General features: G+C 47.4%; 14 protein-coding genes. 5 read left to right on the top strand and 9 right to left on the bottom strand.

Going from position 1 to position 15,400, the window contains the following annotated elements:
• Positions 1-76: 76 nt before the first annotated feature.
• Complete coding sequence (locus ACEW9O_RS10090; protein WP_373550034.1) at positions 77-1,123, top strand: cyanophycinase; 1,047 nt, start codon at positions 77-79, stop codon at positions 1,121-1,123.
• A 131-nt stretch (positions 1,124-1,254) separates the two neighbouring features.
• A complete protein-coding gene (locus tag ACEW9O_RS10085) occupies positions 1,255-2,058 on the top strand; it encodes a TerC family protein (RefSeq protein WP_373550033.1) in 804 nt (267 codons plus the stop codon).
• An 86-nt stretch (positions 2,059-2,144) separates the two neighbouring features.
• Here ACEW9O_RS10085 and ACEW9O_RS10080 read toward each other — a convergent pair whose 3' ends face one another.
• Together ACEW9O_RS10080 and ACEW9O_RS10075 are read right to left on the bottom strand one after the other, a co-directional pair.
• On the bottom strand, positions 2,145-2,684 hold the full coding sequence (locus tag ACEW9O_RS10080) for a hypothetical protein (RefSeq protein ID WP_373550032.1): 540 nt from the start codon (positions 2,682-2,684) through the stop codon (positions 2,145-2,147).
• 16 nt (positions 2,685-2,700) lie between these two features.
• On the bottom strand, positions 2,701-5,007 hold the full coding sequence (locus ACEW9O_RS10075; RefSeq protein WP_373550031.1) for a TonB-dependent receptor: 2,307 nt from the start codon (positions 5,005-5,007) through the stop codon (positions 2,701-2,703).
• Positions 5,008-5,189: 182 nt separating this feature from the next.
• On the opposite strand from ACEW9O_RS10075, the gene ACEW9O_RS10070 reads away from it, so the two are divergent.
• Complete coding sequence (locus ACEW9O_RS10070; RefSeq protein WP_373550030.1) at positions 5,190-5,918, top strand: Uma2 family endonuclease; 729 nt, start codon at positions 5,190-5,192, stop codon at positions 5,916-5,918.
• Positions 5,919-6,039: 121 nt separating this feature from the next.
• Here the strand turns inward: ACEW9O_RS10070 and ACEW9O_RS10065 are convergent, their stop codons facing one another.
• On the bottom strand, positions 6,040-6,447 hold the full coding sequence (locus tag ACEW9O_RS10065; protein WP_373550029.1) for a hypothetical protein: 408 nt from the start codon (positions 6,445-6,447) through the stop codon (positions 6,040-6,042).
• 183 nt (positions 6,448-6,630) lie between these two features.
• Here ACEW9O_RS10065 and ACEW9O_RS10060 point away from each other — a divergent pair, with 183 nt between their 5' ends.
• The gene (locus tag ACEW9O_RS10060; RefSeq protein ID WP_373550028.1) at positions 6,631-7,065 is read left to right on the top strand and encodes a Fur family transcriptional regulator; all 435 of its coding nucleotides are present in this window, start codon (positions 6,631-6,633) and stop codon (positions 7,063-7,065) included.
• Positions 7,066-7,204: 139 nt separating this feature from the next.
• Here ACEW9O_RS10060 and ACEW9O_RS10055 read toward each other — a convergent pair whose 3' ends face one another.
• The 4 genes from ACEW9O_RS10055 to ACEW9O_RS10040 form a co-directional block, all read right to left on the bottom strand.
• Positions 7,205-9,559: a hypothetical protein gene (locus tag ACEW9O_RS10055; protein WP_373550027.1), complete on the bottom strand. Its 2,355-nt coding sequence runs from the start codon at positions 9,557-9,559 to the stop codon at positions 7,205-7,207.
• Positions 9,560-9,689: 130 nt separating this feature from the next.
• Entirely contained in the window at positions 9,690-10,316 is a 627-nt protein-coding gene (locus tag ACEW9O_RS10050) for a hypothetical protein (protein ID WP_373550026.1), read from the bottom strand.
• A gap of 48 nt (positions 10,317-10,364) precedes the next feature.
• Positions 10,365-10,760, bottom strand: coding sequence for an NUDIX domain-containing protein (locus tag ACEW9O_RS10045; protein ID WP_373550025.1), 396 nt, complete (start codon positions 10,758-10,760; stop codon positions 10,365-10,367).
• Positions 10,761-10,814: 54 nt separating this feature from the next.
• Positions 10,815-11,888, bottom strand: coding sequence for a two-component regulator propeller domain-containing protein (locus tag ACEW9O_RS10040; RefSeq protein ID WP_373550024.1), 1,074 nt, complete (start codon positions 11,886-11,888; stop codon positions 10,815-10,817).
• A 165-nt stretch (positions 11,889-12,053) separates the two neighbouring features.
• On the opposite strand from ACEW9O_RS10040, the gene ACEW9O_RS10035 reads away from it, so the two are divergent.
• The gene (locus ACEW9O_RS10035) at positions 12,054-12,947 is read left to right on the top strand and encodes a winged helix-turn-helix domain-containing protein (protein ID WP_373550023.1); all 894 of its coding nucleotides are present in this window, start codon (positions 12,054-12,056) and stop codon (positions 12,945-12,947) included.
• Between the two features lie 63 nt (positions 12,948-13,010).
• On the opposite strand, the gene ACEW9O_RS10030 is transcribed toward ACEW9O_RS10035, so the two are convergent.
• Positions 13,011-14,156 carry an Ig-like domain-containing protein gene (locus ACEW9O_RS10030; protein ID WP_373550022.1) on the bottom strand — a complete coding sequence of 382 codons (1,146 nt, stop codon included), beginning with the start codon at positions 14,154-14,156 and terminating at the stop codon, positions 13,011-13,013.
• Positions 14,113-15,219: a hypothetical protein gene (locus ACEW9O_RS10025; RefSeq protein WP_373550021.1), complete on the bottom strand. Its 1,107-nt coding sequence runs from the start codon at positions 15,217-15,219 to the stop codon at positions 14,113-14,115. Before ACEW9O_RS10025 ends, ACEW9O_RS10030 begins: the two co-directional genes overlap by 44 nt.
• Positions 15,220-15,400 lie beyond the last annotated feature (181 nt).

The following is a 15,400-nucleotide window of genomic DNA, read 5'->3' as shown; positions in this document are numbered from 1 at the left end:
AATAAAAAGAAATGATATTTGAAATCTGCGGTTTTTTGTATTTTACCTCCATTCCTTAACCAAATAACGCTCAATTATGCGCAAAAACAATGTGTCTCAACTATTGCTGCTTGGATTATTGGCCTTCAACATGGGCTGTTCGCAAAACAACCAAATCATTCCTACCGAAGAAGTAGTGGGTGAAATCTCGGGAAAAGCGCCAAAGGTAGTGACTTACCTGACCGGAAATGCCGCCGATGTGACTCCCACCCCTACCCCCGGTTTGGTACTGATGGGTGGTAGCACCGATGTTGACGCAGCCATTGCCTGGTTGCTGACCCGCAGTGGTGGTGGAGATGTAGTAGTCATTCGTTCCTCCGGCTCAGATGGGTACAATCAGTATATGTTTAATATGGTACCCGTCAACTCCGTCGAAACCATCATCATCGATAGCCGGGCTAAGGCGGATTTGGCTAGTGTAACCGATAAAATTCGTGCTGCAGAGGCACTTTTCATCGCAGGTGGCGACCAATGGAATTATGTGAATTATTGGAAAAACTCTGCCACTGAAACGGCCATCAATTATCTCCTGAACACCAAGGGAGCACCCGTTGGAGGTACCAGCGCCGGGCTGGCGATTTTGGGTTCCGCTTACTACAGCGCCCAAACGGGTAGTGTAACCACTGCTCAAGCCCTGGCTAATCCTTACAACAGTCTTGTGACGCTGGGGCAAAACGACTTCCTTGCCGCCACCCACTTGCAAAATACCATCACTGATTCGCATTATACCCAGCGCACTCGCCAGGGGCGGCACATTTCCTTTATGGCGCGTTTGATGAAGGATTTTGCTTACACTACCGTAAAAGGAATTGGGGTAGATGAACAAACGGCGGTGTGCATCGACCAAAATGGCATTGGCCAGGTGTATGGCCTCAACCATGCTTACTTTTTGAAAAATGTCAACCTCGGGCCGGAAACCTGTGTAAGTGGCAGCCCCTTGACCTGGAACCGCAGCGGGCAGGCAGTCCAAGCCTATAAAATTCAGGGTAGTGGTACTGGAAATGGTTCTTTTAATGCCACGAATTGGACTTTCAGTGGCGGGACATCCTATTATTATTACGTGAATAATGGGGTCTTGTTTTAGCAGAGCATAGCTTAGAGATACCATGGGCGTATCTCTAAGCTTGATTTTCCTGAAATACCTTCTCTACTGGCGAACTGTGTTCATGTAAAAGCGTTAAACGGATAATTCACCCCTTCAAGCAAAAACCAAATATGGACCTTTTCGCCAGTATTGCCCAGCCTGAATTCTGGATCAGCCTGCTTACCTTGACAGCATTGGAAATAGTATTGGGCGTCGACAATGTGATTTTTATTTCGATCATTTCCAATAAACTCCCCTTGGCCGAACGTCCCAAAGCCCGCAATTGGGGCTTGATATTGGCACTCTTCTTTCGTCTGGGTTTGTTGTTCACCATTACCTGGATCATTACTTTGACCAAACCGCTTTTTCATCTTGGCTTCATGCAGGACAGTACCGGAAACCCACTGGGCATTAGTGTAAAAGACCTGATACTGATGCTGGGGGGCTTATTTTTGATAGGCAAAAGCACCAATGAAATGTTCCACAAATTGGAGGTTGAAACTGTGGAACACGAAGTCAAAGGTCGCGCCACCTTGAGTGGGGTCATTGTACAAATCATTTTGGTCGACATGGTTTTTTCCTTTGATTCTATCCTGACAGCGGTGGGGTTGGTCAAAGACATCACCGTGATGGTCCTGGCAGTCATCATTTCCATGGGCGTAATGCTTGCCTTTGCCGGACGCATCAGTAATTTCATCAATCAACACCCTTCATTGCAGGTCTTGGCCTTGGGCTTTTTGGTCATGATTGGTACGATGCTGGTGGCCGAAGGTTTCCATCAAAAATTTGACAAAGGTTATTTGTATTTCGCCATGGCCTTTTCGTTGATTATCGAAATAATCAATTTGCGGATGCGCAAAAAACGTGAAAAACCGATTCAATTGCATGGACTGGGTGAAGAGGCCGTGGAAGAGGGTTTGATGAAAAAACTATAGCAATAAAAAAGGGGTAGATTTTTTCTACTCCTTTTTTATTACCTGAGTAAGTATGAAAAAACAGCGCGCCAAAAATGCTCTGACTCTTATTGCACGGTTACATTAAAAGTAGCTTCTATATCCGTTTCACCAGTCCCACAAGCATTGGCGTTGTCCTTGTCTGCTTTGTGTTTGAGGGTGATTTTGAGGGTTCCAGCGCCAGCTGCCCCGGTTTTGAAGGTACTTTCCAGGCCCAGTGCTTTACCCGCAGAATCTTTGTCTTGAATGACTGGAGTGGCCATCGCCCCAGTGGCCGCATAACAAACCAGGTGATCATTACTTTCATTTTTCACCTCAATCGTAAGGTCTTCGACGGGGGTATGCAGGGTATGCAAAAAAGTCGTCGCCAGGCTGTAATCGGTATTTGCTTTGAGCACAATGTTGTCGATGACCGGAGCATTGCCGCCATCTCCGTCTTTGTCTTCGGCGGAAAAAGGCAAAGTTTGGCCTCCTCCCGTGAAGGTTAAAGTCACTTTGGTGATCAATTCTTGTTCATTGTCGGGGCCATTGTCATCGTCTTTTTCACAGCTTAGGAATGGCAGTACCAGCATCGCCAGAATTGGCAATTTCAAAGCATTGATTTTCATGGTTTTTGTTTTTATTTTATCCTCGAGAAAAGTTAAAAGGCACTTTTAGACGCAAACTCAGATTGCGACCCGGTTCAGCGCTGAAATAGCGGAAGCGGTTCAGGTACTCCCGGTACTCCGTATTGAGCAAATTGCTTACTGAAATCCCTACCTCCAATCGTTGTTTACCCCACATCAAGGTATGGAACAACTCTGCATCCAGCCGGACAAACCCCGCTGGAGGTGGCGCATAATCTGTGGTTGGGGCCTGTTTTTGTTGCAGCACCCACAGCGCACTGATGCGCACAAATGAGGGGTGATCGGCCTGTTTTTTCTCATTAAAACCCCATTTCAAACCTTGTTCAAACCGTAGTGGGGGCATATAAATGAGGTAATCCTTCAGTTCCCGATTCCAGCCACTCAATAAGGAGGCTTTCGATTCCAGGTGCAAAGTTTTGTAGAGGGCAAAATCGCCCATCCAGTCGATGCCCATAATCCGTGCATCCGCCTGATCGTAATCGAAGGCCGGGAACGCGCCGCGAATGGTCAATTGTGCTTCACCCCTAGGTTGCAGGTAGATGAAATTGTTGATCAGATTGTAATAAGTGGTCAGGGCCATACTCCAACGACCGCTGCGGGTGCCCTCCAGGGTCAGACTATTGTTGAAACCTCTTTCGGCTTGCAAGTCGGAATTTCCCTCTTCATAACTGGCCGACCCATGGTGCACCCCACTGCTGTACAACTCATTGACCAGCGGTGAACGCCAGGCTGATCCGGTATTGAAGCGCAATTTCCAGGCTTCATTCAGGGCATACACAACTCCCAGTGAGGCCGACCAGTTTTGAAAATCGCGGTCTTCGTTCAAGTTGTTGGTGCCTTGTTCGGCCACGTGCAGGTGGCGCAAATCGTAGCGCAGGCCAAACTCGTATTCCCAAGGGCTTCCATTTTTGAAGCGCCTTTCAGTCCAATACACGCCCCAGTCGAAGTTGTCAAAATTGGGGATCAAGGCACCGCGGTCCACCGTATTGATCTGCTTTTGGGCATTGGAGCCCAGAGCACCCCGCCAATTACGGCCCAAGCGGTGATCCCAATTCAGTTCTGCGGCCCAGGTGGTGATTTCAAATTCAATATTGGGGTCATCCAGGGTTTCGGGCAGGGTGTTGAAGCGGCGGTGCGCGTCATACTCCTGGCGGCGATTGAACTGCCGGCTCAACTGCAAGGAAAGTTTGTCGGTTTCAGAGAGCGCATGCGCCAGTTTGACCCGAAATGTTTCGTGCATGGCCTTTTGTAGGGGGCGGCCCAAGTCATAACTAAAGGCCCCATCTTGCAGTGGCCTACCCCGTTCAATGGCATTGCTGAGGTCGGTCAGGTTACCGATGTGTGAATCCCGCAAGATGCCCAATTGGGTGAAAAAGCGGGAATAAAACGTTTCCAGTACCCAATGTTCTGGCTGGAATTTGCCACTCCAGGAAAAATTGGATTCACTTACCCCGGTATTGTTGAGGTAATAATTGGGTGTTTGTAGGTTGCCAGCGCGTTTGAGGGTGCCTTGTATCCTGCCGCTGAGGGGCAGTTTGGCCAATTTGCCTTCCAACATACCCGAGGTAATACCTCCGCGACCATTGCTGTACCCTTGCAGGTGTGCTTCACCGCCGATCCCCGGGGTTTGGCGGATGGGTTTGGGTTCGAGCAGGATGATGCCACCCAGCGCATCGGCGCCGTACCGCACACTTGCGGCTCCTTTCACCACGGTGATGCGCTCGGCGGTAAATGGATCAACTTCGGGGGCGTGTTCGTTGCCCCATTGTTGGCCTTCCAGGCGTACGCCATTGTTAAAAATGAGGATGCGGTTGCTGTGCAGGCCCTGGATGACGGGTTTGCTGATGGTTGCGCCTGTGTTGAGTGTACTGACGCCACTGAGGCGCTTGAGGCTTTCGCCCAGCCCCATGCCTCGGCCGGCGTCCAATTCCACCCCACTGAGTTCGGAACTGGTTTGGGTACCCGCTTTTTTGTTGCTGCTGCCCGTCACGACCAGGTTTTCCAGGGTGACGGCATTTTCTTTCATAGCAATGTTGAGTACGGCATTGCGCTGGAGTTGGAGCTTTTGCTCGGCGTGGTCGCAACCGAGGTGGCTACATACGATGGTGTATTCCCCGGGGCAGATTCGCTCGATCTGGTAATGGCCATGCTCATCACTTTGTACCCCCTGCTGGGTTTCTTTGATGATGATGCCCGCGTAGGGCATGGGTAAGCCAGTATCGGCATTCAGCACCTGACCGCGTAGACTTAAGTTACAGTCTTGTGCCAGCAATTGCGCAGGTAGCCCTATGACTAGCCATAACATTCCGAATAAGGATGTCCATCTTTTTTCCATAAAAATCTCTCAAAGCCTAAAACAAAGATAAAATCTTTTTTGCAACAATGTTTCATTTGTGTGGGTTTATTTTTTGAGTTGATTTTTTGAAACTTTAGTTGTAGTTTTAGTTGTAATTGACATTTTTTGATATTGAAATCTAACATCCATCTATGCAACAAAGGGTACCCCAAGAGCAAGAAAAAAATGAAAAATTTCAGCAACCTGAAGCTACCTTTCCAGATAGTGATGGCAAACCTATGGCTGAGAGTACGCTTCAGTTTGAATGGATTGCCTTGATTAAGCAAGGGATGGAACTTGCTTTTCAAGAACGCCCAGACGTTTTTGTGGCAGGTGACTTACTTTGGTATCCAGATAAAAGTACGGACAAAATCAGACAAGCACCAGATGTAATGGTGGTTGTGGGAAGACCCAAAGGATACCGAGGTTCTTACAAACAGTTCAACGAAGAAGGGATTGCCCCTCAGGTCGTTTTTGAGATCATGTCTCCGCGTAATCGTCCTGGTGAAATGATTCGGAAGTACGAGTTTTATGAAGAATACGGGGTATTGGAATACTACGTCTATGACCCTCACAAACATACACTGGAAGTATATACGCGCGCTTCAACGGACGATTATTGGGTAAACGCCATTGTGCATGGCTTTACACGTTGGAAGAGTTCGATTCTTGGGCTTGAAATGACCTGGATTGATAAGGTATTTACCCTTTATCAAGCAGATGGGACTCCGTTTTTGTCTTATACGGAATTGGCTGAAAAAAATAGATTGGCTGAAACAGAATTGAGAAGGACTGAAAAACTTATTCAGGATACTCAACTTAAAACCGAAAAACTTGCCGAAAAACTGCGCAGCCTCGGCATTGATCCCGACAGCCTTTAAAAACTACCACCAGAAGAAAAACGCTCTGCTGGAATGTAGAGACGCACGGCCGTGCGTCTCTTGGTTTGGTACCAACCATAAAGATACACAGCCACAAAGACGCACGACCGTGCGTCTCTACCTAGACATGCATTCTGGCAAAAATCAAGCCAGCGATTGTCCCCTGCAAAAAGCCGTAAAGCAACCAGGTGCCAATCACAGTCAGCGATACAGCTATAGCGCTGAATAGCAAAACCATGATGGGTAAGGTCGCAATGATGAGGTACACCAAACCAAATTCCAGGCCACGGGCGAGTAAATTGCCAACAAAAATGCCTTTAAATCGGTTCCAAAACCAGGCCAGGGCAAAAGCCAGGACGATGGGGTGCAAGAAGTAAAAAGCATTCCGGAAAGGATCGTTGACAAAAACCGGGTTGAAATATTCGAAGGCGACTGAAAGTAGCAAAATCGGCATCAGTTTTAAGCATAAAAAGGCAAAGGCCAATAATACCAAACTGGCTACGAGGCCTGAGGTGAGAACTTTTTTCATGTAATGTTAATTTTTGGTGAGCAAATAGACTTAATGAAATGTAGCCTGAAAGTAAGCGACTGCTCAGGTGCTGACTATGATATTCGTCACTCGCGAGGCTCGTTTTAATCAGCTCAGCAATAGAAGGTTTTCAAACCAACAACACGAACAAAATTCAACAGTCATTCAAAAACAACCGTAACTTTGCACCCAAATACAAACCAAGTGGCCAGCAACGCTCAACATTTGTTAAAATCTCATCAATTGCGCCTCACCGATATGCGGGTGAAGGTGCTGGATTTGTTTATGGCGCGGGCACAAGCACTATCCCAGAACGATCTGGAGCAAGAGTTGGGCAAAGTAGACCGGATTACGCTTTATCGTACCTTGCGCACTTTTGAAGAGCAGGGCCTCATCCACAAGGCGATGGATGGTACCGATAAACAAAAATATGCCCTGTGCCAGCACGACTGCGGCCAGGGGACTCACCACGATCACCACGCTCACTTTCATTGTGATACCTGCGGGAAGACGATTTGTGTGGAGGAAATTGCAGCACCAGTGATTACGCCGCCGCTAGGATTTGCGGTGTCGGAAACACATTTGGTGATTCGGGGGCGCTGCGATGTGTGCCAATAGGCCTCTTTCTTAAGTGCCCCTTGAGTGTCTTTGGTTTCTTAGGTGGTGAAATAATAAAATGGCCTGCTGTGCAGCGTGCTCTTTCACCACCTAAGAAACCGAAGACACCTAAGGGGCACCTCAGTTGGCTATAGTCCAATTATTGCTGCAATAATGGCGTAGGTAGATTTTGCAGCAAAGCTGTCCCAATCACATACTCGCCCCACTGCGTCAAAGCCACCGGGTTTTTGCTGGATTCTATCACCTGATATTTGATTTTTGCCACACTGGCTGGCAGTGAGAGGATAAACCGAAGTTCCCCCTGTGGTTTTATTTCGGCAATCAACTGATCGGTACCCGCGTCTTTGACCTGCAAGACCATTTCTCTCCGTTTAAAACCCGTAAAATTTTGTCCAATCGTACCGAGTGGAAGGAGCAAAATTTTGCGCTTTTCGGCTTTACAGATGGCGGGTAAGGCGATGCTGTACAATTCAGATTCATCGTTTTTAGACAGTTCGATGGTGCTGAAAAAAGCCCGGCTATTGTCAGGAGCAACGCTCAACCAGTGTTTTTCATCACCGAGGGTATTGACTTCTTTACCGAGGTTTTGAGGAACCGTCCATTTGCTGTAATTCGATGGGGGAAGATTGCTACTGGCCACCGTGATTCCAGTTTTTGCCAACATTTCCGCATCGCTATTGCCACTCAGGGGTTTGCTAACAAATACATCCCCTTGGCCCAAAGTCGGCCAACGGTCGGCAATAAAATACAAATTGCTATCTGGTCCAAAACAGGGAAAACGCTCCTCTCCCCCCTCCACCATCAAAGGAGTGATGGCCTGTGGATTGCTCCAACCAAAGCGGCTTTCGCCTTTGAACATGCGGTAGAGGTGAATAAAAGGTGGCTCTAGTTCGTGGGGTTGTTTTTTATTGGCCGATCCTTCAAAGACCAAACAACGCCCGTCTGGCGACAAGGTAGCACGGCCAACCCAGGGAAATTCATTGACTGTGAGCGGCATGCCAAATGGTTTTTGCCAATCCGCTGCACCGAAGGTACTCATCATTAGTTTTCCACCCTGTGCCAGCAAAAACTCACGTCCATCGCGGGTGATGCTATAGGGCATATCGTCGCGCTCGGTGCTTAAGATGTCCACCTTTTGGGGCGAAGACCAGAGGGCATTAAGTGAATCGTAATGGCAAATAAACACATCAAGGCCCGTTCGGCCATTATCCAGGGCCAGATAAAGACTCTGCCCATCGGGCGAAAAAACGGGGGCCAATTCCTCTCGCCCCGCCTGACTCAAACTCGGCAACAGCTCGGTGCTAAAACCATCCGCCGGACGTTGAAAAATTTCCATAGCGGTTTTGAACCACTCATTTTTGGTAGTGTAAAAAGAATAAAGTTTTTCGCAGTCGGGCGGAGTGACATCGGGGTAAAGTTTGCGCGCCGTTTGTAAAAGTTGAATGGCTTTGTCCCATACCCCCCGGCGCTGGTAGGAGGCGAGGGCCATGCGAAAGAGGTCGTAACCCCGTCGGGAAGGGGCGGCAAGAGGCAAATACCGCATTAGGTCAAGGTCGTAGGTAGGGCTTCGTTTGCCTGTGCGTAGTTGCTTGGTCAAATCCCAGCCCAGGCGCAGTTCTGCCAACTGTGCCCATTCGGTGGGTGTGTAATCGATGCTGTCGAGGAGCAGGCCCCCATTGCTAAGGCGTTCGATATGCAGGTCTATCCAGTCGTCGAGGATGAAATAAGGGTAAGTACGGAGAAAATTGAGTGCAAGTTGTATACTATCCTGCCGCAACACCTCGACAGCCTGATCGGACCAACATGCCTCCGAAAACCAGTGCCCTGGCTGCTCCTTGACAAAAGTGCTCAAATTCCGATAGGTATGTTCCACAACAAAGGCATCCAGAATGAACGAATAGACGTAATCGGGATACCGACTGCCGCGTTGTGCCAGGAGGTCGTGGTGGCGGTTGTAGAGGGCATCCAATAAGGCGTAATTGGCCTTTCGTAAGGAGCGCAAATGCCAGGTGACCATACGCGCTCGCAAGTCTTCCCGTTGTTGAAAAATGGCTACGGATGGGGTGTCTACAAAAACTGCCAGGTGTTTTTCGAAGTTAAGAATGCCACTGCTGTCGTGGTAATGACCGAGGGCTTTGTGCTCCAGTTCAATGCGCAGGGTTTTGATATTCAGGGTGTCAAACTGGAATTTTTTGCGGAGTTTTTTGCGGGCTTTGGGCTTGAGTTGTTCCCAGCGCGCTGCATCCTGATACAGGGCTTCCGCCATTTTGTAGATGCTAGCCAACTCGGGCTCTTTTTCCTGAAACTCGGTTTTGACGAGGCCGTACTGAGCCAACGGCGCATAAACAGGATGGGCAGCGTGCTTCGTAAAGGCTGTGCGTGCAGCAGAGTAATTGGATTTGGCCAAATACTTGAAACCTTTTTTGACCTGAGAGAAGCCAAACTGGGCGGAACTCAAGAGCAACAGCATGCAATAGATGGTCGGGCGGAGCATGTTTTTTTGCAGCAAGATAAGGAAAACCTTGACTTAAAACGCTGTTTTTAGTTGCTTGACTTAAAAATTAGTTAAAAGTTTTTGATTTTGCCCTACTAACTCGCAGATTGTGGGGTATACTCTTTGCAAGTTAGCGCTGGTCCATTCTTATTTTACATTTGAAATAGTATTCATATTCTCGTTTGATGCAGTCAAATTCATAGCCAGGTTCTTTTAAATAATAAGGTTGAGTGACTACTTTCGCTTTGCCATAAATTAATTCCCCCGCTTTAAAATGAGCGGTTTTACTTAGCTTAACTTCAGCTACCACCAAGGGTATCAGGAGCTTATTGGTAGGCTGGTCATCTTTCTTTAGTTTTACGAGGTCATCATCTTTATAATCTTCGCTGAATTCAGTGCTTATTTTTCGATTGTGTACTTTGTGCTCAATGAATTGATTGCCAAATATTTGTCCAATAGAAATTTTAAGCTCAGCTCCATCGTATGCTGTTGCGGCTATCCAGATAGCTTGACCTAGTTGACTTGCGTCCGAGTAACCTGCATAATCATTGTTTGACTCAATGGTATCAATTTTACTTTTTAGAAAGATTGCAGGCCCATTGCCTTGGGAGGCTAGCAGTTCGTCATGCTTTAACAAAACATCGTTTAATTCAGGATCTAGCTTAGTTGTAGCATGGTTGTACGCTTGTTCAAGGGATAGATCAGTACTTTCGCAAGAGAAGAGTATTGTCAAGAGGAATAATAAATACTTTGTCATTGTTTTTTTGGTTGTTTAGCCCGGAATTACTCAAATTAGGGTTTATGCTTACAATAAATTAAGCTGTTTCAGGTGATCAAAAATCAGCTTGTCTACCGCTGAAATTTTGTCCTGGTCTGCATAATTGAGCCATCTTACTTCTTCAATTTCAGCGGCGGCTTTTATTTGGCCAGAATAATTGGCGGTATAGCAGGTCATCCTGACTAGGGTTCCTCCGGGGTGTCCATGGGCCTGCGCTTCAAATACGCCTACAAATGTCAAAGTACTAAGGTCGAGATCGATGCTCAACTCTTCTTTGATTTCCCGTAACAAAGCCTGTTCATCCGTTTCGGCAGCTTCGCGTTTTCCACCGGGGATGTAGTATTTGTCCTTGCCATAACTTTTGGTGGACAAGATGGATTTGTTTTGTATTTCGATCCAGGCAAGTTTGTCAATGAATTGCATTGGGATAGAATTTGGGTTTAACAAAAGTTATCCCAAAATTAATCATTCAAGGCCCTACTCTTTAAAATATTTAAACGTTTTTCCATCATAATGGCACACCCCTCGTTCGGTCCCGAACCAGATGTTTCCCTGCTTATCCTCCATAATGCCAAAAATTTGCCCATTCTCCTGATGTATTTCAGTATAGTTCTTCTTGCCAGCAGGCAGGGGTTCGGATTTGCCATCGTAACGATAAAGCACCATTTTGGGCGGTTGTGGTGATCCGGCACTGATCCAGATGTTTCCTTGTTTATCAGGGTAAAGAAAGCCAATAAAATCTGTACTGAAGGTGGTAAAGGATTTGCCATTGTAGCGAAACAAGCCGTCCTGACCTCCGATCCAAAGATTCCCCTTGTAGTCTTCAATGATCGAACGAACATTGTTGAAAGGCAAACCCGCTTGATTGTTTACTCTGGTAAAGATTTTTCCATTGTAATAGCAAACTCCTCCCCGGGTACCAACCCAAATGTTCCCCCTTTTATCTTCGATGATCGAATTGACATCATTGTCGATGAGGCCTTCTTTCGTAGTGAAATTGTGGAATTTTTTTCCATCAAAATAACTTACCCCAGCAGCTGTGCCAAACCAGATGTTTCCCCGTTTATCTTCTACAATACTCCCAACCTGGTCATCAGCTAGCCCATCTCTGGTCGTAAAATTGGTGAAGGTTTTGCCATTGTAGCGGTATACACCAGCGCGAATGGTGCCAAACCACAGGTTTCCTTTTTTATCTTCAAAAGTGGAAAAAACATGGAAACGCCGCAAACCTTCCTGATTGGTAAAATTGGTGAAAGTTTTGCCGTCGTAACGGATGATGCCCTCCCAGGAGGCAAGCCACAGGTTTCCACTTTTATCCTGCACCATATTGCGGGTGATGCTTTGGGGGCCGAAAGGGGCATTGATGGTTTTTGTTTCGACAAAATACGGGTCATTGGTGATGGCATTCAGGTCTTTTTGCCAGATTGAAACCGGGTTGGGCTCAGTACGTTTGTCTTTTGCCGAGTTGTTTTTCACTTGTCCATTACAGGACGAGATCAATATGGATAAAAACAATAGCGGGATTTGTTTGAAAAAAGAAGAAGGCTTCATGAGTCCGTGATTTTATTTTTAAGTAGCAGCAAATGTATCCCCTTCCCCCAAACACCACCTGAAACACGTGTAAAAGGATGTAACACAATTGTAAAACCTGTAAAAATCAAGACGATCCCAGCTCTTTAGCTGGCTGAGCGTTGAAAAAAGCGCTATTTTTGGGGCATGTTTTCTATCCGTTATTTCAAAAATCTGTGGGTAGTGCCAGTACTGGCTTTGCCCCTGTTGGTTTGGCTATTATCCGCTGCGTCGGTAGAAGCCCCGGGAGCACTGTCGCCCGAGAGGGTCAATCTTGCTCTCCGCCGTACTGCCGACCGTCTGCTGCGCCAATCCGGCGACCATACCAGCCGCATCCCAGCGATTGAGCAGGTTGGCACAAGCGTGTGGCGGGTGCGCCTGGAACAACCTTTCCGCTACGAAGAACTTCCAGCTACACTCCAGGCTTCGCTTGACCTGTACGGCATCCAGCAGCCTTACAATGTAACGCTGCGCCGCTGCGCGTCGGCTATCATCGATTTGGGTTATCACCAGAGTGATGTGCGCAAGGACACCGTGCCCTGTATGGGAAGGGAGATGCCTACGGGTTGTCATTTTATTGAAATCGCGTTTTTGGAAAATGAGGGCAAAAGCTCATTTGGGATGGCAAAAAGTGGGGTGTTGTTGCTGCTGGTAGGTGGATTGGCCAGTTTTTGGTTTTTCCAGCGGCAAAAACCAGTACCAACTTCGCCGGATGCTGCAGTGGAAACCGACTCACTGGCTTTCGGAAATTCGCAGCTCGATGTGGCTGCTCAAGTGCTCATTTCTGGTGACGCCCGCCAAGCCTTAACTTTCCGGGAAACAAAATTGCTCCGGCTTTTTGCCAGTAGCCCCAATCAGGTACTCGAACGGGATTTCATCCTCCGGCAGGTTTGGGCCGATGAGGGGGTGTTGGTTGGACGCAGTGTGGATATGTTTGTATCGAGATTGCGGAAAAAATTAGTGATTGACCCTTCGGTGGGGATTGCGGCAGTGCATGGGCTGGGGTATCGGCTGGAAACGGGGAAGGATTACTCAGGGTAGTTTTTTTTCACCACCTAAGAAACTTAAGAAACCTAATAGACACCTTAGCCATTAATAGACTAGCTAAGGCGTCACCTCAAAAGCAAGCTCATAATAGTTCTTCGTCCTACTTTTTGCTTTGGTGATATCCCGATCAAAAACGCGGTTGAGGTTGTTCCCGGCAAGGTCTTCCAGGCGAGCATCGACCTGTAATTGATATCGCTGCGCTTTCCAGGGCTTTGCAGGTGCAAAAACCACTTGCTGGTCTTTTTTATCTAGCCTTATTTTTCCTTTTACCAAGGTGTTGTTTTGATCGACGATGCCGATGGATTCACTCAACAAATAGTGATCTAGGGATTCCTGAGTGTTGATGCGGAGGGAGGCAGTTGTACCTGCTTTGGGGAGCTGCAATTGCCATTGTTTGATGTCCGGTGCCTGCTCGTCGCGCTTTCCAGCCACAAAAGTTTTGCTGCATTTTTGGGACAGTTTTAACCCCGTATTGTCCTTCCATTCTGGTGAGATTACCAACTGATACATCTCGTTCCTTTTGAGGGGATTGCCGAGGGCTCGGTTTAAAGTCAGGCCACGTTTGATCCGCCCGGGGTCGAGCCATAAGGTGAGTACGGTGCCAGAAGTATCCCACAATTCGGGCTGCAAATTCAAAAAAACATCGCGGAGCGTATCCCCTTTTTTATCCAATAAATGGATGAATTGTAGAGATTCTCCGGTTCGCATCGGTTTGGAAAACTGAATATAAAACTTGAGTAAATTCTCTGGTAAAGTATCCAACAACGGGTAAATCGCCAGCACTTCGGGCGCTTTTTCGTTTTTGTTGAACGGAACGAACAGCTGCCCGATGGAGCGATTGTTCTCCAAAATGCGATAGGTGAGTCCAGGGGTTAACGGGATCAGTGGTTCAAACAATAGCTTGGAGTTGTCTGCCGAAAAATTGCCCAAAATGGCCTGATCCACATTGTTCCCCAAGACTACTTTGATGGAAGGATCAATGGCAGCGGACGAAAAGTTCTTGACTAGATGCTTAGGGATGGATATGCCCGTCGCCCGCTGGTTGTTCCACACCAGTTCTATGGTCTCTTCGCGCTTTTGGCAAGCGTACAAGGCCAGGAGGGATAAAAAGGCCAGGCTGCACATCAGCTGCAGCCCGCCTTTTTTTACGGTATTTCTTTTAGATGTTTTTGCCATCGGAAGTCCAAAGATCAATGTCGCCATTGCTTTTCTTTTGAATGACTACGGCCTTGTTTTCATCCAATTTGGCCAATTGTAAGACTTTTTCATGTGGCAAAATGATAAAATTGGTGCCCGCCGTTCCTTCCACTTTTTCAGTCAAAGTGCCCTGGAATTTTGCGATCTCCTCGTGACTTACCTTAAAGGCTGGGCGGTTGTCGTTGGCCATGACCAGGAAAGTTTGGTTGCCATCTTTCAGCCAAATCATGTCGCTTGGTGTATTCCGGTTGCCCATTTCGGCAATGGTTCTGCCCTTGACGTGCGCGCCGGGCTTCAGTTCATCCATCGGGAAAAGCACCAGCGGCGTACAGGTATAACTGGCCACTACGTATTTTTTGCCCTCGATGGTGGTGGTGGAAAAGGTGCGCACGGGTGAAGTGGTTTCAAACCGACCGTGGTTGGCATGGTACAATTCCAAAGTAGCTTCTTCTTCAGCTTTGCCCGTGAAGGGAAAGCTAACGCTGCGGAAAGAAGAGCTGAATTCCTTGTTGCACAAGCCGCTGAGCAACAATTTACCATCCTCAAAACCCATATCCGAAATGGACATCAGGCTCAGTGGTTTGCCTTGGCGGTCTTTTTTGGTTTCGTCGGGAGGGTTGTTGACGGCGGTGGAAGAGAAGTTTACATCGGTAAGCGAAACGGCTTTGAGTTCGTTGTTGGTGCCGAGGCTGAGCAACACCGGAGTGCCGTCTGCACTTTTTACCGCGATGTACAGTTTTTTGGAAACCGGGTTAACCGCCATATCAATGATGGAAACATTCTCTTTGGTAGTCCCCAGTGCTTCGGCAATTTTCACATCGATGTTTTTTACGTCGTACTGCGCGCTGGCGGCTTTTTTGGTGTCTTTGGTTTCCACCGCAAACACGGTTGAACTCTGCGAATCACCAATGAACAACACCCCATCGGGGCCAAAAACCAAAGCGGCAATGGACTTTACTGCGGGCGTGCCCTTGCTGAAGTTGTATTTGTTAGCGGCTTTTTGGTAAGTACTGGAAATAAACAGCATTCCTAAAACGCCTACAGCAACAAGAAGAGTGATTTTTTTCATGTTTGTAGCATTTAAAAAGTTAGGTATTGAATGGACATTTGGTGTCAACTGAACAAGAACTGACTAACTAAGATAACATCAATATTTGGACTAAAAGTGGGGATTCTACGAGTAGGGGTGTTTGGGCTGTGGCTAGTGGGGAATAATCGATGGTTGGGGGTGTGAATGCTGCTTTAAAGCG

Origin of the sequence: Haliscomenobacter sp. (genome assembly GCF_041740695.1) — a bacterium.
Lineage (GTDB): Bacteria > Bacteroidota > Bacteroidia > Chitinophagales > Saprospiraceae > Haliscomenobacter.
This window is presented reverse-complemented; position numbering and strand designations above follow the sequence as displayed.